This is a genomic window from Streptomyces sp. NPDC019937 (assembly GCF_040631655.1).
GTDB lineage: Bacteria > Actinomycetota > Actinomycetes > Streptomycetales > Streptomycetaceae > Streptomyces.
In genome coordinates this window covers 1-25,744 of record NZ_JBEYAL010000054.1, presented here as the reverse complement: position 1 = coordinate 25,744, position 25,744 = coordinate 1, and the positions used below count along the sequence as shown (strand labels likewise).

22 protein-coding genes are annotated in these 25,744 nt (G+C 71.5%); 18 read left to right on the top strand and 4 right to left on the bottom strand.

The window, feature by feature from the left end:
* Positions 1–119: 119 nt before the first annotated feature.
* Positions 120–1,775 (bottom strand): hypothetical protein, encoded by a 1,656-nt coding sequence (locus ABZ562_RS36525; protein WP_361488414.1) that lies wholly within the window; start codon positions 1,773–1,775, stop codon positions 120–122.
* A 171-nt stretch (positions 1,776–1,946) separates the two neighbouring features.
* Positions 1,947–4,157, bottom strand: coding sequence for an elongation factor G-like protein EF-G2 (locus ABZ562_RS36520; RefSeq protein WP_361488411.1), 2,211 nt, complete (start codon positions 4,155–4,157; stop codon positions 1,947–1,949).
* A gap of 206 nt (positions 4,158–4,363) precedes the next feature.
* Between ABZ562_RS36520 and pgsA the strand changes: the two genes are divergently transcribed.
* From pgsA to ABZ562_RS36445, 15 genes are all read left to right on the top strand, one after another.
* Entirely contained in the window at positions 4,364–5,032 is a 669-nt protein-coding gene (gene pgsA, locus ABZ562_RS36515; protein ID WP_361488408.1) for a phosphatidylinositol phosphate synthase, read from the top strand.
* Complete coding sequence (locus ABZ562_RS36510; protein WP_361488405.1) at positions 5,029–5,937, top strand: phosphatidylinositol mannoside acyltransferase; 909 nt, start codon at positions 5,029–5,031, stop codon at positions 5,935–5,937. Before pgsA ends, ABZ562_RS36510 begins: the two co-directional genes overlap by 4 nt.
* Positions 5,934–7,094 carry a glycosyltransferase family 4 protein gene (locus ABZ562_RS36505; protein WP_361488402.1) on the top strand — a complete coding sequence of 387 codons (1,161 nt, stop codon included), beginning with the start codon at positions 5,934–5,936 and terminating at the stop codon, positions 7,092–7,094. Before ABZ562_RS36510 ends, ABZ562_RS36505 begins: the two co-directional genes overlap by 4 nt.
* 349 nt (positions 7,095–7,443) lie before the next feature.
* Positions 7,444–7,986 (top strand): hypothetical protein, encoded by a 543-nt coding sequence (locus ABZ562_RS36500; protein WP_361488400.1) that lies wholly within the window; start codon positions 7,444–7,446, stop codon positions 7,984–7,986.
* Positions 7,987–8,185: 199 nt separating this feature from the next.
* Complete coding sequence (pdxS, locus tag ABZ562_RS36495) at positions 8,186–9,118, top strand: pyridoxal 5'-phosphate synthase lyase subunit PdxS (protein WP_361488398.1); 933 nt, start codon at positions 8,186–8,188, stop codon at positions 9,116–9,118.
* 105 nt (positions 9,119–9,223) lie between these two features.
* The gene (pdxT, locus tag ABZ562_RS36490; RefSeq protein WP_361488395.1) at positions 9,224–9,826 is read left to right on the top strand and encodes a pyridoxal 5'-phosphate synthase glutaminase subunit PdxT; all 603 of its coding nucleotides are present in this window, start codon (positions 9,224–9,226) and stop codon (positions 9,824–9,826) included.
* Between the two features lie 116 nt (positions 9,827–9,942).
* The gene (locus ABZ562_RS36485) at positions 9,943–10,695 is read left to right on the top strand and encodes a YebC/PmpR family DNA-binding transcriptional regulator (RefSeq protein WP_361488393.1); all 753 of its coding nucleotides are present in this window, start codon (positions 9,943–9,945) and stop codon (positions 10,693–10,695) included.
* Positions 10,696–10,858: 163 nt separating this feature from the next.
* Complete coding sequence (gene ruvC, locus ABZ562_RS36480; RefSeq protein ID WP_361488391.1) at positions 10,859–11,410, top strand: crossover junction endodeoxyribonuclease RuvC; 552 nt, start codon at positions 10,859–10,861, stop codon at positions 11,408–11,410.
* Positions 11,407–12,027: a Holliday junction branch migration protein RuvA gene (gene ruvA, locus ABZ562_RS36475; RefSeq protein WP_361488389.1), complete on the top strand. Its 621-nt coding sequence runs from the start codon at positions 11,407–11,409 to the stop codon at positions 12,025–12,027. Before ruvC ends, ruvA begins: the two co-directional genes overlap by 4 nt.
* Before the next feature lie 67 nt (positions 12,028–12,094).
* On the top strand, positions 12,095–13,186 hold the full coding sequence (gene ruvB / locus ABZ562_RS36470; protein WP_361488386.1) for a Holliday junction branch migration DNA helicase RuvB: 1,092 nt from the start codon (positions 12,095–12,097) through the stop codon (positions 13,184–13,186).
* Between the two features lie 205 nt (positions 13,187–13,391).
* Positions 13,392–13,916 (top strand): preprotein translocase subunit YajC, encoded by a 525-nt coding sequence (yajC, locus tag ABZ562_RS36465; RefSeq protein ID WP_361488383.1) that lies wholly within the window; start codon positions 13,392–13,394, stop codon positions 13,914–13,916.
* 148 nt (positions 13,917–14,064) lie between these two features.
* A complete protein-coding gene (gene secD, locus ABZ562_RS36460; RefSeq protein ID WP_361488381.1) occupies positions 14,065–15,810 on the top strand; it encodes a protein translocase subunit SecD in 1,746 nt (581 codons plus the stop codon).
* Position 15,811: 1 nt separating this feature from the next.
* Positions 15,812–16,939 (top strand): protein translocase subunit SecF, encoded by a 1,128-nt coding sequence (gene secF, locus ABZ562_RS36455; protein ID WP_361488378.1) that lies wholly within the window; start codon positions 15,812–15,814, stop codon positions 16,937–16,939.
* Positions 16,936–17,508 (top strand): adenine phosphoribosyltransferase, encoded by a 573-nt coding sequence (locus ABZ562_RS36450; RefSeq protein WP_361488376.1) that lies wholly within the window; start codon positions 16,936–16,938, stop codon positions 17,506–17,508. Before secF ends, ABZ562_RS36450 begins: the two co-directional genes overlap by 4 nt.
* A 167-nt stretch (positions 17,509–17,675) precedes the next feature.
* The gene (locus tag ABZ562_RS36445) at positions 17,676–20,204 is read left to right on the top strand and encodes a RelA/SpoT family protein (protein ID WP_361488373.1); all 2,529 of its coding nucleotides are present in this window, start codon (positions 17,676–17,678) and stop codon (positions 20,202–20,204) included.
* Between the two features lie 76 nt (positions 20,205–20,280).
* Here the strand turns inward: ABZ562_RS36445 and ABZ562_RS36440 are convergent, their stop codons facing one another.
* Both ABZ562_RS36440 and ABZ562_RS36435 read right to left on the bottom strand, forming a co-directional pair.
* The gene (locus tag ABZ562_RS36440) at positions 20,281–21,510 is read right to left on the bottom strand and encodes a DUF349 domain-containing protein (protein WP_361488371.1); all 1,230 of its coding nucleotides are present in this window, start codon (positions 21,508–21,510) and stop codon (positions 20,281–20,283) included.
* Positions 21,511–21,724: 214 nt separating this feature from the next.
* On the bottom strand, positions 21,725–22,588 hold the full coding sequence (locus ABZ562_RS36435; protein ID WP_361488369.1) for a peptidylprolyl isomerase: 864 nt from the start codon (positions 22,586–22,588) through the stop codon (positions 21,725–21,727).
* A gap of 157 nt (positions 22,589–22,745) precedes the next feature.
* Between ABZ562_RS36435 and ABZ562_RS36430 the strand changes: the two genes are divergently transcribed.
* The 3 genes from ABZ562_RS36430 (at position 22,746) to ABZ562_RS36420 (ending at position 25,634) form a co-directional block, all read left to right on the top strand.
* Entirely contained in the window at positions 22,746–23,465 is a 720-nt protein-coding gene (locus ABZ562_RS36430; RefSeq protein WP_361488367.1) for an MBL fold metallo-hydrolase, read from the top strand.
* Between the two features lie 14 nt (positions 23,466–23,479).
* On the top strand, positions 23,480–24,742 hold the full coding sequence (gene hisS, locus ABZ562_RS36425; protein WP_055557556.1) for a histidine--tRNA ligase: 1,263 nt from the start codon (positions 23,480–23,482) through the stop codon (positions 24,740–24,742).
* 244 nt (positions 24,743–24,986) lie between these two features.
* Positions 24,987–25,634, top strand: a complete 648-nt coding sequence (locus tag ABZ562_RS36420; protein WP_361488364.1) for a vitamin K epoxide reductase family protein — start codon at positions 24,987–24,989, stop codon at positions 25,632–25,634.
* The last annotated feature ends 110 nt before the right edge of the window (positions 25,635–25,744 follow it).

The window sequence follows — 25,744 nt, the reverse complement described above, 5'->3', positions numbered from 1 at the left end:
TGCGACCGGTCGGGGGGGCCGGTGGGGGGGGGGCGACCCGCCCCTGGGTGGCGTGCGGGGGGCCGGGCGCGCCACCGCCCCTCCCCGGCCCCCCCCACGCCCCTGTCGTACGCCGGGCCCTACGCGTCGTACACGTCGACCTTCTTCGGGGTGACGTCCTGGACCTGGCCGCTGAGGGCCAGCGAGCGGTTGCCGAAGCGCTCGGTGTCCACACCGTGGTGCTTGAGCACGCCGATCGCCGCCTCGTGGACCACTCGCAGCACGGGGGTCGCCGTCCGCAGTGCGTCGTCCGCCATGAAGCGGTGCCGCCAGGGCTTGTCGGCCCAGGCGTGGCGCAGCCCGAACGGCTCGGGCAGCACGAGCTTGCCGCCGAGGTGGTCCAGGACCGGCGGGTACCAGGTGAAGGGGGCGCGCGCGACGAGCCGCACGACCTCGGCGGGCTTCACGAGCGGCAGCGGGACCGACTTGGTCTCCCAGAACCGGAAGGTCTTGGCGACCGTCTTCGAGGGCGCCGAGGGCTTGCCGAAGAACAGCGGGTGCACCGGGCCCAGCGCATGTCCGGTGACCTCGATCCGCAGCGTCTTGTGCAGCAGGGTCACCGTGATCATGAAGGTGATCACCAGCTGGCCGTCCCACAGCACGAACTGCACGCCCAGATAGTGCCGGTCACCGGAGCCGAACTGCTGCTCGTCGCAGATCTTCTGCAGATCGACGCCCTTTATCTGGAAGCCTTCTCCCTCCGAGGTGCCGCCCCGCTCGACCGACTTGGCGCCCTCGCCGATGGCGGAGACCACCCAGTGGCGCACCTGGGGCGGGGCGGTGAAGCCGCCGGTGTGCAGCGGGGTGCGCTCCAGCAGGCGCAGCTGGTCGTGGATCGCCCGTATGACGTCCCAGCTGCGGAAGGGGTCGATCTCCTTGTCGGGGTCGGCCGAGACCAGGTCCTCGGCGAGCTGCCAGCTGCCCCAGCGGGTGCCCATGCCGAGTATGCCCTTGGCGCCGGCGTAGAACACCACGTTGCTGTATTGCTCGGCCGTGAGCTTGTGCAGGGACTTGCGCAGCACCTCGGCGGAGGTCTGGCCCGGGTGGTTGGGCACCGTCTCGGGGACCTTGGCGCCCACACCGGTGCCCGAGACCAGCCCGCCCCAGTAGTCCCGCAGCTCCTTGGCGGTGCGCTCGCAGATCTGCTTGGCGATGTACCAGCCGATCACCGGGGCGACCACCACGCCCCGCAGGTATATGCCCCAGAAGCCGCTGAACGGCAGCTTGATCAGGAAGATGACGACGAAGATGCCGAGCGCCGCCATCAGGGCGGTGCCCAGCGCTCCCATCCGCTTGTCCTGGGCGCCGGCCACCGAGCGGCGCAGCTGGAAGGCGCCGAGCCAGAGCAGCGCGCCGGGGAGGAACAGCAGCCCGAAGATCACCATGACGACGGTGAGGCGGGCGTCGCGGACCTTGCGTATCCGGTTGGCGGCCAGGCAGTGCTCGACGATCGTCTGTGGCTCGGTGCCGAAGGACTGGATCACCTGGTTGCGGCCACCGCCGAGCATGCGCAGCTGCACGGCGCGCGAGAACGCCTCGCCGAGGTTCGGCTCGAACAGCGAGATCTTGGGTGGCTTCACCTCCGAGACCGTCCACTCGGAGTTGGCGTCCAGCAGCTTCGCCACCGGGTCGTCGCGATAGGCGGCCGAGGCGAGTGCCTGCGTCGCCGCCGTCTCGCCCGCCGACCCGGACAGGGGCACCTGTGCCCCGGGACTGAAATCGAATCCGTCCGTCACCAACGCCCCCAATACCGCACGCCGATTGCGCTGCGACCTCAGCGTATCCGGGGGGCGTACCACCTGTCGCCAGGGCGTGGGAGCCTGTGGACAACTTCCCCGTCTCCGTGCCCGTCGACGACCGCCCGCCCCGCGCGAGTTGGGGCGGGCGGCGTCACGACGGCCGGTGAACTACGTCCCGGCCCCGGCCCGTTCGCCGCGCACCCGCTCGGCCACCTGCGAGGGCATCGGCTCGTGCCGGGCGTACGAGCGGCTGAACCGCCCGGTGCCGTGCGACAGCGACCGCAGGTCGACCGCGTACCGGCCGATCTCGAGCTCCGGGACCTCCGCCTGGATCAGGGTCTGGCCGCCGCCGGACTGCTCGGTGCCGACGACCCGGCCGCGCCGCCCGGACAGATCGCTCATGACGGCGCCGACATAGTCGTCGGCGATCAGGACGCCGACCTTGACCACCGGCTCCAGCAGCTCGATCCAGCTGTCGGCGGCCGCCTCGCGCAGCGCGAGCGCGCCCGCCGTCTGGAACGCGGCATCGGAGGAGTCCACCGAGTGCGCCTTGCCGTCCAGCAGGGTGATCCGCACGTCGACCAGCGGGTTTCCGGTGCAGACGCCGCGCGCCGCCTGGGCCCGTACCCCCTTCTCGACGGACGGGATGAACTGCCGGGGCACCGCGCCGCCGACGACCTTGTCCACGAACTCGATGCCCGAGCCGCCCGGCAGCGGCTCCACCTCGATCTCGCAGATCGCGTACTGGCCGTGCCCGCCGGACTGCTTGACGTGCCGCCCGCGCCCGCTGGATTTGCTTCCGAACGTCTCGCGCAGCGCCACCTTGTACGGCACCGCGTCCACCTGTACGCCGTACCGGGCGCGCAGCCGCTCCAGGGCGACGTCCACATGGGCCTCGCCCAGGCACCACAGCACCACCTGGTGGGTGTCCGGGTTCTGTTCCAGCCGCATCGTCGGGTCCTCGGCCACCAGCCGCGACAGGCCCAGCGACAGCTTGTCCTCGTCCGCCTTGCTGTGCGCCTCGATGGCGACGGGCAGCAGCGGGTCGGGCATCTGCCACGGCTCCATGAGCAGCGGCCGGTCCTTGGCCGAAAGCGTGTCCCCGGTCTCGGCGCGGGTCAGCTTGGCGACGCACGCCAGATCGCCCGCGATGGCCTGGGACAGCGTGCGCTGCTGTTTGCCGAACGGCGTGGACAGGGCACCGACCCGCTCGTCCACGTCGTGGTCCTCATGGCCGCGGTCCTCCAGGCCGTGCCCCGAGACGTGCACCGTCTCGTCCGGGCGCAGCGTCCCGGAGAAGACCCGGACCAGCGAGATCCGGCCGACGTAGGGGTCGGAGGAGGTCTTGACGACCTCGGCGGCCAGCGGGCCGTCCGGGTCGCAGACCAGCGCCGGACACGCGGCGCCCTGCGGGGTGGTGACCGCGGGGGCCTCGCGCTCCAGCGGGGTCGGGAAGCCGCGGGTGATCAGCTCCAGCAGCTCGGTGGTGCCCAGGCCCTGCCGGGAGCCGTCGGCGGCGGGCGCGGCGGCCAGCACGGGGTGGAAGCTGCCGCGGGCGACGGCCTTCTCCAGATCGTCGATCAGCGTCTTGACGTCGATCTCCTCGCCGCCCAGATAGCGGTCCATGAGGGTCTCGTCCTCGCTCTCGGCGATGATCCCCTCGATGAGCCGGTCGCGGGCCTCCGAGACCAGGGGTGCCTGGCCGTCGGTGGGCGGGGTCTCGGTCCGTGAACCCGAGGAGTAGTCGTACACCCGCTGGGAGAGCAGGCCGATCAGCCCGGTCACCGGGGCGTGCCCGTCCGGGGCCGGTTCGCCGCGCAGCGGCAGGTACAGCGGCAGGACGGCGTCGGGGTCGTCGCCGCCGAAGGTACGGCGGCAGATCTCGGTCATTTCCTCGAAGCTGGCGCGGGCCGCCTCCAGGTGCGTGATCACGATGGCGCGCGGCATCCCGACCGCCGCGCACTCCTCCCACACCATGCGGGTGGCGCCCGCGATGCCCACCGCGTCCTGGGCCGCCGAGACGACGAAGAGGGCCGCGTCCGCTGCCCGCAGACCGGCCCTCAGCTCCCCGACGAAGTCGGCGTAGCCCGGGGTATCGAGGAGGTTGATCTTCACCCCGCCCCATTCGACGGGGACCAGGGACAGCTGTACCGAGCGCTGCTGCCGGTGCTCGATCTCGTCGTGGTCGGAGAGACAGCCGCCGTCCTCGACCCGGCCGGCCCGGTTGATCGCGCCGGTGGCCAGCGCGAGGGCCTCCACGAGTGTCGTCTTCCCGGACCCGCTGTGGCCGACCAGCACCACATTCCGCAGGGAGCTGGGCCGGTCGGCCGTCGCTGCCCTTCCGGCGGCCCCGGGGTGTGTGTTCGTCTTCTCGCCCATGTGTCTCGCCTCCCGGTCGACACCTTGCGATACTTCGAGCTTTCCACCGAGGTCACGGTGCGTCCATACGTCGCACATCCGGGCATCACACGGGAGGGGCGGGGGAGCGGTCCGGCAGGTGCGCGGCGGCCTGGTAGCGCCTGGCTACGATGGGCCCGCCGGTGGCCTCTTGGCCATCCGGCCCGCATCGACCCACCGGGAAGGCCATGCTGAACAAGTACGCGCGTGCTTTCTTCACGCGTGTTCTCACACCATTCGCCGCCCTGCTCATCCGTCTCGGCGTCAGCCCGGACGCGGTGACCCTCACCGGAACCGGTGGTGTGATCGCGGGAGCGCTGGTCTTCTACCCCCGGGGGGAGTTCTTCTGGGGCACCGTCGTCATCACGCTCTTCGTCTTCTCGGACCTGGTCGACGGCAATATGGCGCGGCAGCTGGGCCGCTCCAGCCGCTGGGGCGCGTTCCTCGACTCGACGCTGGACCGGGTCGCCGACGGGGCGATCTTCGGCGGTCTGGCGTTGTGGTACGCGGGCGGGGGCGACGACAATGTGTTGTGTGCGGTGACGATCTTCTGTCTCGCCAGCGGCCAGGTGGTCTCGTACACCAAGGCGCGCGGCGAGAGCATCGGGCTGCCGGTGAACGTCAACGGGCTGGTGGAGCGCGCCGAGCGGCTGGTGATCTCGCTGGTCGCCTGCGGGCTCTCGGGCCTGCACATGTTCGGTGTGCCGCACATCCAGGTCCTGCTGCCGATCGCGCTGTGGATCGTCGCCGTCGGCAGTGCCGTGACGCTCGTACAGCGCGTGGTCACCGTGCGCCGGGAGGCCGCCGAGGCGGACGCCGCGGAGCGCGCGGTGCCCCAAGGGGGCGAGACACGGTGAAGGACAGGCTGACCGACGCGCTGTACGGGCTCGGCTGGAGCACGGTCAAGAAGCTCCCGGAGCCGGTCGCCGTGGCGCTCGGGCAGCGCATCGCCGATCAGACGTGGAAGCGGCGCGGCAAGGGCGTGCTGCGCCTGGAGGCCAATCTCGCGCGCGTCGTCCCCGAGGCCTCGCCGCGGCGGCTGGCCGAGCTGTCCCGGGCGGGCATGCGCTCGTACATGCGCTACTGGATGGAGTCCTTCCGGCTTCCGGCGTGGAGCGCGGAGCGCATCCGCAGCGGCGTCGAGATCAAGGACGCGCACTATCTGGTCGACGGGCTGGCCGGCGGCCGCGGCGTGGTCCTCGCCCTGCCCCACATGGGCAACTACGACCTCGCCGGGGCCTGGGTCACCACCAGGCTGGGGGTGCCGTTCACCACGGTCGCGGAGCGGCTGAAGCCGGAGTCGCTGTACGACCGGTTCGTCGCCTACCGCGAGGGTCTGGGCATGGAGGTGCTGCCGCACCAGGGCGGAGCCGCGTTCGGCACGCTGGCGCGGCGGCTGCGGGCGGGCGGTCTGGTCTGTCTGGTGGCCGACCGGGACCTGTCCGCCTCCGGGGTGGAGGTGTCGTTCTTCGGCGAGCCCGCGAAGATGCCCGCCGGCCCGGCCCGGCTCGCGGCGCAGACCGGCGCGCTGCTGCTGCCGGTCACGCTCTGGTACGACGCGTCCCCGGTCATGCAGGGCCGCGTCCATCCGCCCGTCGAGGTGCCGGAGGGCGGCACCCGCGCCGAGCAGACCGCCGTCATGGCCCAGCAGGTCGCCGACGCCTTCGCCTCGGGGATCGCCGAACATCCGGAGGACTGGCACATGCTGCAGCGGCTGTGGCTCGCCGACCTGGACCACGGTCCCGGAAGGGAGACGCCGTGAGGATCGGGATCGTCTGCCCCTACTCCTGGGACGTCCCGGGCGGTGTGCAGTTCCACATCCGCGACCTGGCGGAGCACCTCATCCGGCGCGGCCACGAGGTCTCCGTCCTCGCCCCCGCGGACGACGAGACCCCGCTGCCGCCCTATGTCGTCTCCGCGGGGCGCGCGGTCCCGGTGCCGTACAACGGCTCCGTCGCCCGCCTGAACTTCGGCTTCCTGTCCGCCGCCCGGGTGCGGCGCTGGCTGCACGACGGCGCCTTCGACGTCATCCACATCCACGAGCCCACCTCGCCCTCCCTGGGGCTGCTGGCCTGCTGGGCGGCGCAGGGGCCGATCGTCGCCACCTTCCACACCTCCAACCCCCGCTCACGGGCCATGATCGCCGCGTATCCGATCCTGCAGCCCGCCCTGGAGAAGATCAGCGCGCGGATCGCGGTCAGCGAGTACGCGCGGCGGACCCTGGTCGAGCATCTGGGCGGCGACGCCGTCGTCATCCCCAACGGCGTCGACGTGGGCTTCTTCGCCGACGCCGAGCCGAAGCGGGAGTGGCAGGGCGACACGATCGGGTTCATCGGCCGCATCGATGAGCCCCGCAAGGGGCTTCCGGTGCTGATGCGCGCCCTGCCGAAGATCCTCGCCGAGCGTCCCCGGACCCGGCTGCTGGTCGCCGGGCGCGGCGACGAGAAGGAGGCGGTGGCCGGGCTCCCGGAGCGGCTGCGGGACCGGGTCGAGTTCCTGGGGATGGTCAGCGACGAGGACAAGGCGCGCTTCCTGCGCAGCGTGGACGTGTACATCGCGCCCAACACGGGCGGCGAGAGCTTCGGCATCATCCTGGTCGAGGCCATGTCCGCGGGCGCCCCGGTCCTCGCCAGCGACCTGGACGCCTTCGCCCAGGTCCTGGCCGGGGGAGCGGCCGGTGAGCTGTTCGCGAACGAGGACGCGGACGCGCTGGCGGCCGCCGCGCTACGGCTGCTCGGCGACCCGGACCGGCTCGCCGAGCTGCGCGAGCGGGGCAGCCGCCATGTACGGCGCTTCGACTGGTCGACCGTGGGCGCGGACGTGCTGTCGGTCTACGAGACGGTGACGGACGGTACGTCCTCCGTCGACGCCGACGACCGCGTGGGTCTCCTCGGCCGCCTGGGTCTGACCCGCGACTAGGGGGTGTCGTGTGGATCATGCCGGGCTCCCGACGCCGCTGTGACATCAGCCGCTGCCGCGGCGGGGCACCTCGCGGCCCCGCGCTCGTCGCACGCAGCGCCGCTGCGCTCTCCTCACGCGGGTTGCGAGCCTCCCCCAGCTACCGCTGGGAGGTGCCCCCTGCACCAGACGCCGCTCGCTGCCGGATCGGCCTCGCGGGGGCACCTCCCGGACGGAGTCTGGGGGCGGGCCTACTCGGTCGGTCCGGCAACGCCGCAGATGGCCGTGGCAGGGCGGCGAGCGGGGTGAACCTTGGCTGACGCGGCACTAGCTCGGGCCCAGGGGGCCGTAGGCGGTAGCGTGGCGCGGCGTGAGCACACTGATCTGGGTCGCGATCGCGCTGGTGGTCGTCGCCGTCTATCTGAGCTGGACCGCGGGGCGTCTGGACCGGCTGCACAGCCGTCAGGACGCGGCGCGGGCGGCGCTGGACGCGCAGTTGCTGCGCCGCGCCTCGGTCACCCAGGAGCTGGGCACCGCCGGAGTGCTCGACCCCGCCTCGTCGATGGTGCTCTACCAGGCCGCGCACGCCGCCCGGCAGGCCGAGGAGGAGCACCGTGAGGTCGCCGAGAGCGAGCTGAGCCAGGCGCTGCGGGCCGTTTTCGAGGAGCCCGCGCAGGTCGAGGCGGTGCGGGAGGCGCCGGGCGGTGAGGCGGCGCTGGGGGAGCTGGCGGAGGCGGTGCGCCGGGTGCCGATGGCACGGCGGTTCCACAACGACGCGGTGCGGGCGGCGCGGGCGCTGCGCCGTCACCGCAAGGTGCGCTGGTTCCGGCTGGCGGGCCATGCCCCGTTCCCGCTGACGTTCGAGATGGACGACGAGCCTCCGGCGGCCCTGGTGGCGCGCGCGGAGCACTGAGGGCGGGCTGACAGGTCCTCGAGGGCGTCGGAGCCACCGGCCTTCGATTGGCCCTTGCCGAGGGGCCTGCGGACCGGGTTTCGTTCATCCGTGTACCACACACGTCCATGACCTGGGCCGGATGGCCGGGTCATGAACAGGTATCGAACGGCCCTACGATGGGTTCATCGCACTTTTCACTATCGAGTGAGGTCAAACCGTGTCCACCACGTCCGCCAGCACGTCCCCGTCCGCAGAGAATCCGGCGGCTCCCGCGACCGGCACCGCCCGCGTCAAGCGCGGCATGGCCGAGCAGCTCAAGGGCGGCGTGATCATGGACGTCGTCACGCCGGAGGAAGCCAAGATCGCCGAGGACGCCGGTGCCGTCGCGGTCATGGCACTGGAGCGGGTTCCGGCCGACATCCGCAAGGACGGCGGCGTGGCCCGGATGTCCGACCCGGACATGATCGACGGCATCATCAACGCGGTCTCCATCCCGGTCATGGCCAAGTCCCGGATCGGCCACTTCGTCGAGGCGCAGGTGCTGCAGTCCCTGGGCGTCGACTACATCGACGAGTCCGAGGTCCTCACCCCGGCCGACGAGGTCAACCACAGCGACAAGTGGTCCTTCACCACCCCGTTCGTGTGCGGTGCCACCAACCTGGGCGAGGCGCTGCGCCGGATCGCCGAGGGCGCGGCGATGATCCGTTCCAAGGGCGAGGCCGGTACCGGCAACGTCGTGGAGGCGGTCCGTCACCTGCGCCAGATCAAGGGCGAGATCGCCCGGCTGCGCGGCCTGGACAACCACGAGCTGTACGCGGCGGCCAAGGAGCTGCGCGCCCCGTACGAGCTGGTCGCGGAGATCGCGCAGACCGGCAAGCTGCCGGTCGTGCTGTTCTCCGCCGGTGGTGTCGCCACCCCGGCCGACGCCGCGCTGATGCGTCAGCTCGGCGCCGAGGGCGTCTTCGTGGGCTCGGGCATCTTCAAGTCCGGTGACCCGGCGAAGCGCGCCGCGGCGATCGTGAAGGCGACCACCTTCTACGACGACCCGAAGGTCATCGCGGACGCGTCCCGCGACCTGGGCGAGGCCATGGTCGGCATCAACTGCGACACCCTCCCCGAGGCCGAGCGGTACGCCAACCGCGGCTGGTAATCACGGGCCGACAGGCCCCGCACCACGCGTCCGGTGGACGGTCCGCGCCGCCCGCGGGCCGTCCACCGGACGCGTTCACCCTGACATCCGAGAGGTCCCCGCACCGTGTCCGAGACGACGTCCGAGACTCCCCTCATCGGCGTGCTCGCCCTCCAGGGCGACGTCCGCGAGCATCTGGCCGCGCTCACCGCGGCCGGCGCGCGGGCCCGGCCGGTGCGCCGCCCCGAGGAGCTGGCCGAGGTCGCCGGGCTGGTGATCCCCGGCGGCGAGTCCACCACCATGTCCAAGCTCGCGGTCGTCTTCGGGCTGCTGGAGCCGCTGCGCGAGCGCATCCGGGCGGGCCTGCCGGTGTACGGGACCTGCGCCGGTATGATCATGGTCGCGGACAAGATCCTCGACGGCCGGGAGGACCAGGAGACCCTGGGCGGCATCGACATGATCGTGCGCCGTAACGCCTTCGGCCGCCAGAACGAGTCCTTCGAGGCCGCGGTCGACATCGAGGGCATCGAGGGCGGCCCGGTGGAGGGCGTCTTCATCCGCGCGCCGTGGGTCGAGTCGGTGGGCGCCGGCGCCGAGGTGCTGGCGACGTACGAGGGCCATACGGTCGCAGTCCGGCAGGGCAACGTCCTCGCGACGTCGTTCCACCCGGAGCTGACCGGTGACCACCGGGTGCACGCCCTGTTCGTGGAGATGGCTCGGCGCGCGTAGCGCTCCGTTGAGGGTGGCGGTGGGCGACGGGAGGGCGGGGACCGCGCGCTGAGCGGCGATCCCGGTAGGATCTCAGGCGTTCGTACAGCATTGGGTAACGCGAAGGAGACAGGCGGATGTCCGGCCACTCTAAATGGGCTACGACGAAGCACAAGAAGGCCGTGATCGATGCCAAGCGCGGCAAGCTCTTCGCGAAGCTGATCAAGAACATCGAGGTCGCGGCCCGGATGGGCGGGGCCGACGTGGACGGTAACCCGACGCTCTACGACGCCATCCAGAAGGCGAAGAAGCAGTCGGTTCCGAACAAGAACATCGACAGCGCGGTCAAGCGCGGCGCCGGTCTCGAGGCGGGCGGCGCCCAGTACGAGACGATCATGTACGAGGGCTACGGCCCCAACGGTGTCGCGGTGCTCATCGAGTGCCTGACCGACAACCGCAACCGCGCCGCCTCCGACGTCCGCGTGGCCATGACCCGCAACGGCGGCTCGATGGCCGACCCGGGCTCGGTGTCGTACCTGTTCAACCGCAAGGGCGTCGTGATCGTCCCCAAGGGCGAGCTGTCCGAGGACGACGTGCTGGCCGCGGTGCTCGACGCGGGCGCCGAGGAGGTCAACGACCTCGGCGAGTCCTTCGAGGTCCTCAGCGAGGCCACCGATCTGGTCGCGGTCCGCACCGCCCTCCAGAAGGAGGGCATCGACTACGACTCGGCCGACACCAACTTCGTGCCCACCATGCAGGTGGAGCTGGAGGAGGACGGCGCGCGCAAGATCTTCAAGCTGATCGACGCGCTGGAGGACAGCGACGACGTGCAGAACGTCTTCGCCAACTTCGATGTCTCCGACGAGGTCATGGCCAAGGTCGACGCCTGACGGCGGATCGCCTGAGGACACATCAGCACACGCGTGGCGGGCGGGTCGGCGGGGACACACCCCACCGGCCCGTCGGCGTTGTCGGCCGGTGCTGTCGGTGGCAGCCGCTAGCCTGCAGGAACAGATGACCGAAGCGTGATCAGGGCGACGAGGGAGGGGCGCGGTGCGGGTGCTGGGCGTGGACCCGGGGCTGACCCGGTGTGGCATCGGCGTGGTCGACGGGGTCGCGGGCCGCCCGCTGCGGATGCTGGGCGTCGGCGTCATACGGACCCCGGCGGACGCCGCGATCGGCGACCGCCTCGTCCTCGTCGAGCGCGGCATCGAGGAGTGGCTGGACACGCACCGGCCCGAACACGTCGCGGTGGAGCGGGTGTTCAGCCAGCACAATGTGCGGACCGTCATGGGCACCGCCCAGGCCAGCGCGGTCGCCATGCTCTGTGCCGCGCGCCGCGGGCTGCCGGTCGCGCTGCACACCCCCAGCGAAGTCAAGGCGGCCGTCACCGGCTCCGGGCGCGCCGAGAAGGCGCAGATCGGCGCGATGGTCACCCGGCTGCTGCGGCTGGACGCCCCGCCCAAACCGGCCGACGCCGCCGACGCCCTGGCGCTCGCCATCTGCCACATCTGGCGCGCCCCCGCGACCAACCGGCTGCAGCAGGCCGTCGCCGCCCACCGCACCCCGCGTTCCCCTCGTTCCACGGAAGGCCGTATTACATGATCGCGTTCGTCTCCGGTCCGGTCGCGGCCCTCGCTCCGGACACCGCCGTCATCGAGGTCGGCGGCGTCGGGATGGCGGTCCACTGCACCCCGGGCACCCTGTCCGGGCTGCGGGTCGGCGAGCCCGCCCGGCTCGCGACCTCGCTCGTGGTCCGCGAGGACTCCCTGACGCTCTACGGCTTCGCGGACGACGACGAGCGCCAGGTCTTCGAGCTGCTCCAGACCGCCAGCGGGGTCGGCCCCCGGCTCGCCCAGGCCATGCTGGCGGTGCACGCGCCGGACGCGCTGCGGCTCGCCGTCTCCACCGGCGACGAGAAGGCGCTCACCGCCGTCCCCGGCATCGGCAAGAAGGGGGCGCAGAAGCTGCTGCTGGAGCTGAAGGACCGGCTCGGGGCGCCGGTCGGCAGGACCGTGCCCGCCGCCCGCCCGGCCGCCGCCGGGGGCTGGAGCGACCAGCTGCACACCGCCCTGGTCGGCCTCGGCTACGCCACCCGGGAGGCAGACGAGGCGGTCGCCGCCGTCACCCCGCAGGCCGAGGCGGCCCTGGCCGAGGGCGGTGCGCCGCAGGTGGCGCAGCTGCTGCGGGCCGCCCTGCAAACCCTGAACCGCACCCGCTGACCGGCGCCGGCGCGCGCATGCCGCGACCGGCCGGACCGCTCGACACGATCTCGCGAGGCGAAACGCAGTGAACTGGGACGAGACCGAACCGGCCGATGCCGACGACGCCCTGCCCGGCGGCGCGGGCGGCCGGCTGGTGGGCGCCGACGCCGACGGGGACGACCAGGCGGTCGAGGCCGCCCTCCGCCCGAAGGACCTGGGGGAGTTCGTCGGCCAGGAGCGGGTCCGCGAGCAGCTGGACCTGGTCCTCAAGGCGGCCCGGCAGCGCGGCGGCACCGCCGACCACGTGCTGCTCTCCGGCGCGCCCGGGCTCGGCAAGACCACCCTCTCGATGATCATCGCGGCCGAGATGGGTGCCCCCATCCGCATCACCTCCGGCCCGGCCATCCAGCACGCGGGCGATCTCGCCGCGATCCTCTCCTCGCTCACCGAGGGCGAGGTGCTGTTCCTGGACGAGATCCACCGCATGTCCCGGCCCGCCGAGGAGATGCTGTACATGGCGATGGAGGACTTCCGGGTCGACGTCATCGTCGGCAAGGGGCCCGGGGCCACCGCCATCCCGCTGGAGCTGCCGCCGTTCACCCTGGTCGGCGCCACCACCCGGGCCGGACTGCTGCCGCCCCCGCTGCGCGACCGCTTCGGCTTCACCGGCCACATGGAGTTCTACGCCCCCGCCGAGCTGGAGCGCGTGATCGACCGCTCCGCCCGGCTCCTGGAGGTGACCATAGAGGCCGAGGGCGCGGCCGAGATCGCCGGGCGCTCCCGCGGCACGCCCCGTATCGCCAACCGGCTGCTGCGCCGGGTGCGCGACTACGCCCAGGTCAAGGCGGACGGCCTCATCACCCGGGAGATCGCCGCGAGCGCCCTGGCGGTCTACGACGTGGACGACCGGGGCCTGGACCGGCTGGACCGGGCGGTGCTCAGCGCCCTGCTCAAGCTGTTCGGCGGCGGCCCGGTGGGCCTGTCGACCCTGGCGGTCGCGGTGGGGGAGGAGCGTGAGACCGTGGAGGAGGTCGCCGAGCCGTTCCTGGTGCGCGAGGGCCTGCTGGCCCGTACGCCCCGGGGCCGGATCGGGACCCCCGCGGCCTGGGAGCATCTGGGCCTCACCCCGCCGCAGCGCGGCGCCGGGGGCGGCCAGAGCGGCTTGTTCGAGGCGTGAAGGCGCGTACTGTCCGGCATCATGGCGTGAAGAGCGAATAATGGTGGGGTCAGGAACCCCGGTGCCACGCCGGGCGTTGTTCCATAGGCGCGGGCTCGCTTAGACTCCGCCGATGCCGTCCGTATGCCGTCCGTTCTTCCGTATGGCATACCCACCCCCGTAGACCAGGCCGCGCCCCAGCGGTCGTGTGAAGGATCTCCGTCCCGTGAATATCGTGACTCTCCTGCCGTTCATCGTGCTCATCGGGGCCATGTTCCTGATGACTCGGTCGGCCAAGAACAAGCAGCGCCAGGCCGCCCAGATGCGGGACACCATGCAGCCGGGCACCGGCGTGCGGACCATCGGCGGCATGTACGCGACGGTCAAGGAGGTCCACGACGACACGGTCCTCCTCGAGGTGGCCCCCGCCGTTCACGCGATCTACGCGAAGAACGCGATCGGAGCCGTTCTCTCCGACGCGGAGTACAACCACATCGTCCACGGCATCGACCCCGATGAGGACGGTGCCGACGGCGTCGACAGCGCCGACACCCCTGTCGTCCCCGACGACGCCTCCTCGCTGACCACCCCCGCGGGCGGCGCCGACGACTCCTCCGCCGAGAAGGCGCCGGCCTCCGAGCCGGAGACCGGGAAGGCCGACGCCAAGAAGATCGACCTCGGCAAGGACGACGCCGACGCGGCCGACGCGCCCGAGGGCGAAAAGCGGGACGGCGGCGCCGACGCGAAGTAGTCCTGCACTGTGAACCACGGCGTGCCACCGCTCGGCGCGCCGTGGTTCATGGACGGTCTAGGCTCCGGCGGGGGCACACCCCCACAAGACTTCGTGGCCGCCCCGCGCACACCCGCTGCGGGGCGGTTGGACAGGGAGATACGACAAGGTGGCAGCACCGAAGAAGGGCCGCAGGTCCCCCGGGTCACAGGGCAGGCCCGGGCGCGCGCTGGCCGTGATCGTGATCGCCATGGTGGCGCTCATCGGGGGGATGTTCATCTCCGGTCACACCACACCGCGGCTGGGAATCGATCTCGCGGGCGGCACCAGCTTCACGCTGGAGGCCAAGAACCAGCCGGGCAAGCCCAACGCGATCAACACGGCCAACATGAACACCGCCGTCGGCATCATCGAGCGGCGGGTCAACGGCCTGGGTGTGTCCGAGGCCGAGGTCCAGACGCAGGGCCCCAAGCACATCATCGTGAACATCCCCAAGGGGACGAACGCGAAACAGGCCCGGCAGCAGGTGGGCACCACCGCCCAGCTGTACTTCCGGCCGGTGATGACCACCACCTCCGGCGGTAAGACCAAGGCGCCCAGCAGCACCCCCAGCCCCTCCTCCAGCGCCTCCCAGGGCAAGCCGGACAAGGGCGACCAGGGCAGCAGCGGCAAGCCCAGCCCCACCGCCACCACCCAGGGCCGTGCCGTCCCCGAGGCGCTGAAGGCCGACAAGACGCCGACGCCCACCCCGTCCAAGACCCCCAAGGGCGGCGAGACGGGCAAGCCCTCCCCGAGCCAGGAGAAGCTGGCCAAGGACTTCGCGGCACTGGACTGCACCACCCGGGCGGGGCGTGCCGCGGTCGCCGAGAAGGCGGCCAACACCAAGCCGAGCGATCCCGTCCTGGCGTGCAGCCAGAAGGGTGACTCCAAGTTCGTCCTCGGCCCCTCCGAGGTCGAGGGCACCGACGTCGACGATGCCTCGTCCGTCTTCGAGAGCCAGAACGCCTCGGGCTGGATCGTGCAGCTCGACTTCAACAACAAGGGCGCCAAGAAGTTCGCCAAGGTGACCGGCGAGCTGACCAAGCAGCAGTCCCCGCAGAACCGCTTCGCGATCGTCCTGGACGGCGAGGTCGTCTCCGACCCCGAGGTCACCCAGGGCGCCATCACCGGCGGCCGGGCCACCATCTCCGGCGGCTTCACCCAGCAGAGCTCCGCGGACCTGGCCAACGTGCTGTCCTTCGGTGCGCTGCCGCTGTCCTTCGACATCGCGGACGAGACCACCGTCTCCGCGGCCCTCGGCGGCGAGCAGCTGCAGGCCGGTCTGATCGCCGGCGCCATCGGTCTCGCGCTCGTGGTGATCTACCTGGTCGTCTACTACCGAGGTCTGTCCCTGGTGGCCATGGCGTCCCTCGCGGCCTCCGCCATACTGACGTACACGATCATGGTGCTGCTGGGCCCGGGTATCGGCTTCGCACTGAACCTTCCGGCGGTCTGCGGTGCGATCGTGGCGATCGGAATCACCGCCGACTCGTTCATCGTCTACTTCGAGCGGATCCGTGACGAGATCCGTGAGGGCCGCTCGCTGCGCCCGGCCGTCGAGCGCGGCTGGCCGCGGGCCCGGCGCACCATCCTGGTCTCCGACTTCGTGTCGTTCCTCGCCGCCGCCGTGCTCTTCATCGTCACCGTCGGCAAGGTGCAGGGCTTCGCCTTCACCCTGGGGCTGACCACCCTGCTCGACGTCGTCGTGGTGTTCCTGTTCACCAAGCCGCTGATGACGATCCTCGCCCGCCGCCCGTTCTTCGGGAACGGCCACCCGTGGTCCGGTCTGGATCCCAAGCGCCTCGGGGCCAAACCGCCGCTGCGCCGCCGTCGTCCCGCCGCCCCCGGCCCCGCCGACACCCCGAAGGAGGCGTGAGATGTCGCGACTCGGCAGTCTCGGCGCCAGGCTCTACCGAGGCGAGGTCGGCTACGACTTCGTCGGCAAGCGGAAGATCTGGTACGCCATCTCGATACTGATCACCATCACGGCCATCGCGGGCCTGGCGGTGCGCGGCCTCAACATGGGCATCGAGTTCTCCGGCGGCGCGGTCTTCACCACTCCCAACACCACGGTCTCGGCCTCCCAGGCCCAGGACGTGGCGGAGAAGGCGTCCGGCGGCCACACCGCGGTCGTCCAGGAGCTGGGCCGCGGTGGCCTGCGGATCCAGATCAGCGAGCTGGGCACCAAGGAGGCCGTCCCGGTCCAGGAGAAGCTCGCCCAGAAACTGGACGTCAAGGCCAACAAGATCGACACCCAGCTGGTCGGCCCGAGCTGGGGCGAGCAGATCGCCTCCAAGGCCTGGCAAGGCCTCGCGATCTTCATGGTCCTGGTGGTGATCTACCTCGCCATCGCCTTCGAATGGCGGATGGCGCTGGCCGCCCTGGTCGCCCTGATCCACGACCTCACCATCACCGTCGGTGTCTACGCGCTGGTCGGCTTCGAGGTCACCCCGGGCACCGTGATCGGTCTGCTGACGATCCTCGGTTACTCCCTCTACGACACCGTCGTGGTCTTCGACGGTCTCAAGGAAGGCGCCAGGGACATCACCAAGCAGACCCGCTTCACCTACCCGGAGATCGCCAACCGCAGCCTCAACTCGACCCTGGTGCGGTCCATCAACACCACGGTCGTGGCGCTGCTGCCGGTCGGGGCGCTGCTGTTCATCGGCGGCGGTCTGCTCGGCGCGGGCATGCTCAACGACATCTCGCTGGCCCTGTTCGTCGGCCTCGCCGCCGGTGCCTACTCCTCGATCTTCATCGCCACCCCGCTGGTCTCCGACCTCAAGAGCCGCGACCCGCAGATGAAGGCGCTGGCCAAGCGGGTGCGCGCCAAGCGCGCCGCGGCCGCCAAGGCCGAGGCCGAGCGCGAGCCGAAGGACGACGAGCCGGCCGAGGGCGACGAACCGGACCTGGAGGACGCGGCCCCGGCCGGAGTCGTCGGCCAGCGCCGCCAGCCCGCGTCCCGTAACCGGGGCCGCGGCCGACCGTCGGGGAAGCGCCGATGAGCGGGACGAGCGTGTCCGGGGAGCCGGGCACCGAAGGGCTGCGCGGGCTGCTGCTCAGCCGCATCCAGGACGTGCCGGACTACCCGCAGCCGGGCGTGATGTTCAAGGACATCACCCCGCTGCTCGCCGACGCCGCGGCCTTCTCCGCGCTGACCGACGCGCTCGCCGAGCTGTGCGTGCGGCACCGGGCGGACAAGGTCGTGGGCCTGGAGGCGCGCGGCTTCATCCTCGCCGCCCCGGCCGCCGTGCGCGCCGGGATCGGCTTCGTACCGGTCCGCAAGGCGGGCAAGCTCCCCGGGGCGACCCTGGGGCAGGCGTACGAGCTGGAGTACGGCACCGCGGAGATCGAGATACACGCCGACGCGCTGGAGCCCGGCGACCGGGTCCTGGTCATCGACGACGTGCTCGCCACCGGCGGCACCGCCGAGGCGTCGCTCCAGCTCATCCGGCGGGCCGGCGCCCAGGTCGCCGGGGTCGCCGTGCTCATGGAGCTGGGCTTCCTGAACGGCCGCAGACGTCTGCTGAGCGCGCTGGACAGCGCCCCGCTGGAGGCCCTGATCACGGTCTGACCGGAATCCGCCGACACCACCGCCGGAGGGCGGGGACCTGCGCAAGGAACAGGTCCCCGCCCTCCGTCGTTGCCCGGCTCTCGCGGCCGAGAGGCAAGCGGAGTGGCGGGATCGATACCATTGGCACCCCGACCCCCCGGGGTCCGGACCGCTTGAGGAGTGCTCTCTTGCCAGACGAGGCCCAGCCGCTCTCCCCCGGAGTCCGTCCCGCTCCGGACGCGACCGCCGCCGCCGAGCAGACGACGGCGTCCTCAGCCACGCCCGGAAACGGCGCGGACCGCCCCTCACCGGCAGCCGGCACCCCCGAGCAGACCCGGCCGGGACCCGCCGCCGCGGGCCGCGCGGGCGAGCTGCGGCCCGCCCCGGCCGTGCCCCGCACCACCCAGAGCCCGGCCCCGCGCTCCGGCTCCTCCAACCGTGTGCGCGCCCGCCTCGCCCGCCTCGGCGTGCAGCGCTCCAGCCCGTACAACCCGGTCCTGGAGCCCCTGCTGCGCATCGTGCGCGGCAACGACCCCAAGGCGGACGGCACCACGCTGCGCCAGATCGAGCGCGCGTACCAGGTGGCCGAGCGCTGGCACCGCGGCCAGAAGCGCAAGAGCGGCGATCCGTACATCACCCACCCGCTCGCGGTGACCACGATCCTCGCCGAGCTGGGTATGGATCCGGCCACGCTGATGGCCGGGCTGCTGCACGACACCGTCGAGGACACCGAATACGGCCTGGACACCCTGCGCCGCGACTTCGGCGATCAGGTCGCCCTGCTCGTCGACGGCGTCACCAAGCTGGACAAGGTCAAGTTCGGCGAGGCGGCCCAGGCCGAGACCGTGCGCAAGATGGTCGTCGCGATGGCCAAGGACCCCCGGGTCCTGGTGATCAAGCTCGCCGACCGGCTGCACAACATGCGCACCATGCGCTACCTGAAGCGGGAGAAGCAGGAGAAGAAGGCCCGCGAGACGCTGGAGATCTACGCCCCGCTCGCCCACCGGCTGGGCATGAACACCATCAAGTGGGAGCTGGAGGACCTCGCCTTCGCGATCCTCTACCCCAAGATGTACGACGAGATCGTCCGGCTGGTCGCCGAGCGCGCGCCCAAGCGCGATGAGTACCTGGCCGTCGTCACCGACCAGGTCCAGGGCGATCTGCGGGCCGCGAGGATCAAGGCGACCGTCACCGGCCGCCCCAAGCACTACTACTCCGTCTACCAGAAGATGATCGTGCGGGGCAGGGACTTCGCCGAGATCTACGACCTGGTGGGCATCAGGGTGCTCGTCGACACCGTCCGCGACTGCTACGCGGCGCTGGGGACCATCCACGCGCGGTGGAACCCGGTGCCCGGGCGGTTCAAGGACTACATCGCGATGCCCAAGTTCAACATGTACCAGTCGCTGCACACGACGGTCATCGGGCCCAGCGGCAAGCCGGTCGAGCTGCAGATCCGCACCTTCGACATGCACCGCCGCGCCGAATACGGCATCGCCGCGCACTGGAAGTACAAGCAGGAGGCGGTCGCCGGCACCTCCAAGGTCCGCACCGACGTGCCCCGGGGCAAGGCCGGCAAGGACGACGCCGTCAACGACATGGCGTGGCTGCGGCAGCTCCTGGACTGGCAGAAGGAGACCGAGGACCCGGGCGAGTTCCTGGAGTCGCTGCGCTTCGACCTCTCCCGCAACGAGGTCTTCGTCTTCACGCCCAAGGGCGACGTCATAGCGCTGCCCGCCGGGGCCACCCCGGTGGACTTCGCGTACGCCGTCCACACCGAGGTCGGCCACCGCACCATCGGGGCCCGGGTCAACGGGCGGCTGGTGCCGCTGGAGTCCACCCTCGACAACGGTGACCTGGTGGAGGTCTTCACCTCCAAGGCGGCCGGGGCCGGGCCGTCGCGCGACTGGCTGGGCTTCGTCAAGTCACCGCGGGCCCGCAACAAGATCCGCGGCTGGTTCTCCAAGGAGCGCCGCGACGAGGCCATCGAGCAGGGCAAGGACGCGATCGTCCGGGCGATGCGCAAGCAGAACCTGCCGATCCAGCGGATCCTGACCGGCGACTCGCTGGTCACCCTCGCCCACGAGATGCGCTACCCGGACATCTCCTCGCTCTACGCGGCCATCGGCGAGGGCCATGTCTCCGCGCAGAACGTGGTCGGCAAGCTCGTCTCGGCCCTCGGCGGCGAGGAGGCGGCCAACGAGGACATCGCCGAGACCGCCCCGCCCATCCGGCGCTCCAAGCGCCGCTCCAACGCCGACCCGGGCGTGGTGGTCAAGGGCGTCGAGGACGTGTGGGTCAAGCTGGCCCGCTGCTGCACGCCGGTGCCGGGCGACCCGATCATCGGCTTCGTGACCCGCGGCAGCGGCGTCTCCGTCCACCGCGCCGACTGCGTCAACGTGGACTCGCTGTCCCAGCAGCCCGAGCGCATCCTCGACGTCGAGTGGGCGCCCACCCAGTCGTCGGTCTTCCTGGTCGCCATCCAGGTCGAGGCGCTGGACCGGTCCCGGCTGCTGTCGGACGTCACCCGCGTCCTGTCCGACCAGCACGTCAACATCCTCTCCGCGGCCGTCCAGACCTCCCGCGACCGGGTGGCCACCTCGCGCTTCACCTTCGAGATGGGCGACCCCAAGCACCTGGGACACGTCCTGAAGGCCGTGCGCGGCGTCGAGGGCGTCTACGACGTGTACCGGGTCACCTCGGCCCGCGCACGCTGAGAAAGCGCCGCAGAACGCGAATGGCGGCCCCGGTCTCCCGGGGCCGCCATGCGCGTGCCGTTTCAGCGAGACGGGCTCAGCCGCCGAACTCCTCCAGGCCCTTGAGCGCCTGGTCCAGCAGCGCCTGCCGGCCCTCGAGCTCCTTGGAGAGCTTGTCGGCCTTCGCGTTGTTCCCCGCCGCGCGGGCCGCGTCGATCTGGGAACGCAGCTTGTCCACGGCGTCCTGGAGCTGGCCGGTCAGCCCCTGGGCGCGCGCCCGCGCCTCGGGGTTCGTACGCCGCCACTCGGCCTCCTCGGCCTCCTGGAAGGCGCGCTCGACCGCGTGCAGCCGGCCCTCGATGCGGGCGCGGGCGTCCCGCGGCACATGGCCGACGGCCTCCCACCGCTCGTTGATCGTCCGGAACGCCGCGCGGGACGCCTTCAGGTCCGAGATCGGCAGCAGCTTCTCGGCCTCGACGACCAGCTCCTCCTTGCGGGTCAGGTTCTCCCGCTGCTCGGCGTCCCGCTCCGCGAAGACCTCGCCGCGGGCCTGGAAGAAGACGTCCTGAGCGCCGCGGAACCGGTTCCACAGGTCGTCCTCGTGCTCGCGCTGCGCGCGGCCCGCGGCCTTCCAGTCGGCCATCAGCTCGCGGTAGCGGGCCGCGGTCGGCCCCCAGTCGGTGGAGCCGGACAGCGCCTCCGCCTCGGCGACCAGCTTCTCCTTGGTCTGCCGGGCTTCCTCGCGCTGCGCGTCCAGCGCCGCGAAGTGCGCCTTGCGCCGCTTGGAGAACGCCGAGCGGGCGTGCGAGAAGCGGTGCCACAGCTGGTCGTCCGTCTTGCGGTCCAGCCGCGGCAGGCCCTTCCAGGTGTCGACCAGGGCGCGCAGCCGCTCCCCGGCCGCCCGCCACTGCTCGCTGGCCGCCAGCTCCTCGGCCTCGGCGACCAGCGCCTCCTTGGCCTGGCGGGCCTCGTCGGCCTGCACCGCCTTGGCCGCCCGGCGCTCCTCACGGCGCGTCTCGACGACCTTGGCGAGCTGGTCGAGCCGCTTGCGCAGCGCTTCCAGATCGCCGACCACATGGTGCTCGTCGACCTGGTGCCGGATGTGCTCGATGGCCGCCGTCGCGTCCTTGGCCGACAGGTCGGTGGTCTTGACCCGGCGCTCGAGAAGGTCGATCTCGACGACCAGACCGTCGTACTTGCGCTCGAAGTAGGCGAGGGCCTCGTCCGGCGATCCCGCCTGCCACGACCCGACGACCTGCTCACCGTCGGCCGTACGCACGTACACGGTCCCCGCCTCGTCGACGCGGCCCCAAGGCTCGCTGCTCACAGCGCCTCCTCCACATGATGCCGGGGCGGGCGCGCGGCCCGCGGGCATCGTCCACAGTTTCTTCCGGCCGGGCAGCGACGCCCGGGCCGGTCTCCCAGCAGGGTGGTGCGGCCATCACGGCAGGCACCCTGCACAACGCCAACATAGGCGAACGGTGCCCCGGCTGTCCGTATCCTGCGCGACCGAAATTTCGCGGTACGCACGCCCGGCGACCTCAGGACTTGCCGACCGTCGCCTTGTTGATCACCACGCTGGCGTTCGGAGCGGTGTTCTGCATCTGGTCCGGGGGAGCCGCCCCGGCCTTGGCGATCTTCTGCAGGACCTTCATGCCGTCCTCGGAGACCTTCCCGAAGGGGGTGTAGTCCGGCGGCAGCGGGCTGTCCTTGTAGACGAGGAAGAACTGGCTGCCGCCGCTGTTCCGGCCCTTCTTGGTCTGCGCGTTGTACTGGTTCGCCATCGCGACCGTGCCCGCCGGGTACGTGTTCCCCTTCAGCGAGGGGTCCTTCAGGTTCTCGTCCGGCAGGGTGTAGCCGGGGCCGCCCGCGCCGGTGCCCTGCGGGTCACCGCACTGCAGCACGTAGATCCCCTGGTTCACCAGCCGGTGGCACTTGGTGTGGTCGAAGTACCCCTTGCCGGCCAGGAAGTCGAACGAGTTGACCGTGTGCGGCGCCTTGGCGGCGTCCATGTCGAAGGAGATGTCCCCGCAGGTGGTCTCCAGCTTCATGGTGTAGGTGGCCGACTTGTCGATGGAGACCGCCGGCTCCTTCTTGAACGACATCTTCTTCGGCTTCTCGCCCGCGACCGCCTTCGCCTCCTTGGCGCACGGGTCCGGCGCCTTGCTGCTGGCGGGGGCCGAAGGGGTGGACGCGGCGGCGTCGTCCTTCTTCTTGTCCTTGCCGTCGCCGGAGAACGCGCCCGCGGCCGCCACCGCCCCGCCGCCGGCCAGTACCACGGCCAGTACGGAGGCGATCACCACATTGCGCTGGCGGGCCTTGCGCCGTGCCGTCTCGCGCCGCTGCTGTTGCCGCAGGTACTTCTCCCGGGCAAGCTGCCGCCGCCGCTGCTCGCTACTGACCACCGGGTCGTCTCCTCACGCCGTATGTCATCGGTGTCCTGCCGGAGGGCTCGGCCGTACCGTATACGGGTTCGCTGTGCCGGGCCCGCCGCCGGTAGGCTCTGGAGCTGCCGACATTCTTCCGCCGGCCGACTCTTCCGGACGACATTTAAGGACGATCGTGCTCATTGCCGGGTTCCCCGCCGGGGCCTGGGGGACCAACTGCTACCTGGTCGCCCCCGCCGCCGGCGAGGAGTGCGTGATCATCGACCCGGGCCACCAAGCGGCCCAAGGCGTCGAGGAGGCCGTCGCCAAACACCGGCTCAAGCCCGTCGCCGTCATCCTGACCCACGGCCACATCGACCACGTCGCCTCGGTCGTCCCGGTCTGCGGCGCCCATGACGTACCGGCCTGGATCCACCCCGCCGACCGCTACATGATGAGCGATCCGGCCAAGGCGCTCGGACGGTCCATCGGCACGCAGCTGATGGGCGAGCTGACCGTCGGCGAGCCGGACGACGTCAAGGAGCTGGCCGACGGATCCGAACTGAAGCTGGCCGGAATGGAGTTCACCGTCGCGCACGCGCCGGGCCATACCAAGGGGTCGGTGACCTTCAAGCTGCCCGAACAGGCGGACATCCCCCCGGTGTTCTTCTCGGGCGACCTGCTCTTCGCCGGCTCCATCGGACGCACCGATCTGCCCGGCGGCGACCACGGCGAGATCCTCGAGTCCCTGGCCCGTGTGTGCCTGCCGCTCGACGACTCGACCGTGGTGCTGTCCGGCCACGGCCCCCAGACCAGCATCGGCCGCGAGCGCGCCACCAATCCCTTCCTGCGGCAGGTGGCCGCCGGCCCCGGAGACGCCGCCACGGACGCGGCGGCTCCGCGACGAGGAATGTGACGAGAGAGCCCACGTTGAGCACCTTCAAGGCCCCCAAGGGCACCTATGACCTGATCCCGCCGGTCTCCGCGACCTACCTCGCGGTGCGGGACGCCATCGCCACCCCGCTGCGGCGGTCCGGCTACGGCTACATCGAGACACCCGGCTTCGAGAACGTCGAACTCTTCGCGCGCGGCGTCGGCGAGTCCACCGACATCGTCACCAAGGAGATGTACACCCTCACCACCAAGGGCGGCGACGAGCTGGCGCTGCGCCCCGAGGGGACCGCCTCGGTGCTGCGCGCCGCGCTGGAGGCCAACCTGCACAAGGCCGGCAGCCTGCCGGTCAAGCTCTGGTACTCCGGTTCGTACTACCGCTACGAGCGCCCCCAGAAGGGTCGCTACCGCCACTTCTCGCAGGTCGGCGCCGAGGCGATCGGCGCCGAGGACCCGGCCCTGGACGCCGAGCTGATCATCCTCGCGCACGACGCCTACCGGTCGCTGGGGCTGCGGAACTTCCGGATCCTGCTGAACTCGCTCGGCGACGCCGAGTGCCGCCCCGTCTACCGGGCCGCCCTCCAGGACTTCCTGCGCGGGCTCGACCTGGACGAGGACACCCGGCGGCGCATCGACATCAACCCGCTGCGGGTGCTCGACGACAAGCGCGAGGCGGTCCAGAAGCAGCTGGCCGGAGCGCCGCTGCTGCGCGACTACCTGTGCGACGCCTGCCGGGAATACCACGCGCGGGTGCGTGAGCTGATCACCGCGCAGGGCGTGGAGTTCGAGGACGACGCCAAGCTGGTCCGCGGCCTCGACTACTACACCCGCACCACGTTCGAGTTCGTCCACGACGGCCTCGGCTCGCAGTCCGCGGTCGGCGGCGGCGGCCGGTACGACGGCCTGTCCGAGATGATCGGCGGCCCGGCCCTGCCGTCGGTGGGCTGGGCGCTCGGCGTCGACCGTACGGTGCTCGCGCTGGAGGCCGAGGGCGTCCGGCTGGACCTGCCCGACGCGACGAGCGTCTTCGCCGTGCCGCTGGGGGAGGAGGCCCGCAAGGTCCTCTTCGGCGTGGTCGGCGAGCTGCGCCGGGAAGGCGTGGCGACGGACTTCGCGTACGGCGGCAAGGGACTCAAGGCCGCGATGAAGGCCGCGAACCGCAGCGGCGCGCGGTACGCGATCGTGGCGGGCGAGCGGGACTTCGCCGAGGGCGTCGTCCAGCTGAAGGACATGGAATCCGGCGAGCAGGAGGCCGTTCCGCTGTCCAAGATCGTGACCACTCTCCAGGCGAAGCTGGGCTGACCGCCTCCCCGGCGTCAACGCCGCGGGGCCCGGTTCATCCTGCCAATCGGGACCGCTCTCCGCCCGCCGGTCCCGCCCCTCCCGGGGCGGGGCCCCGGCCGCCCCGGCCCGCGCTTATGCCCGCCGAACGGGGGACCCGCGAAGATGGTCGGGCCCTGACAACAGGGCATGGCGGGGCGATGGGTTGGGGCACAATGGCCGTGCCCGACGGGGCCGGACAGTGTGGAGAGCGACGGACGGCGATATGGCGACGACACTGATGGACGACGTGGAGTCCGACGAGGCGCGGGGCGGCGCGCGGACCGGAACGGGAGGCGGCCGCGCCTTCGCGCTCCTGCTCGTGATCACCGGTGCGCTGGGGCTGCTGGCGGCCTGGGTCATCACGCTCGACAAGAACAAGATCCTCGAGTACAAGGCCGACGGCAAGGTCTTCACCCCCGGCTGCAGCCTCAACCCCGTGGTCTCCTGCGGCAACATCATGGAGAGCAAGCAGGCCGCGGCGTTCGGCTTCCCGAACCCGATGCTCGGCCTGGTCGCCTACGGCATCGTCATCTGCGTGGGCATGTCCCTGCTGGCCGGGGCCCGCTTCCCGCGCTGGTACTGGCTGACGTTCAACGCGGGCACCCTCTTCGGCGCCGGCTTCGTGACCTGGCTCCAGTACGAGTCGCTGTACGTCATCGGCTCGCTGTGCCTGTGGTGCTGCCTGGCCTGGGTCGCCACCATCGTGATGTTCTGCTACGTCACCGGCCACAACCTCAAGCACGGATACCTTCCGGCGCCGGACGGGCTGCGGCGCGGGCTGCTGGAGTTCCACTGGGTGGTGCCGGTGATGTGGATCGGCGTGATCGGGATGCTGATCCTGACGCGCTGGTGGGACTTCTGGACGAGCTAGGGGGTGTCTTGCCGATCAGGCCGGATCAGCGAGCGGCGTCTGGTGCAGGGGGCACCTCCCAGCGGTAGCTGGGGGAGCATCGCAACCCGCGTGAGGAGAGCGCAGCGGCG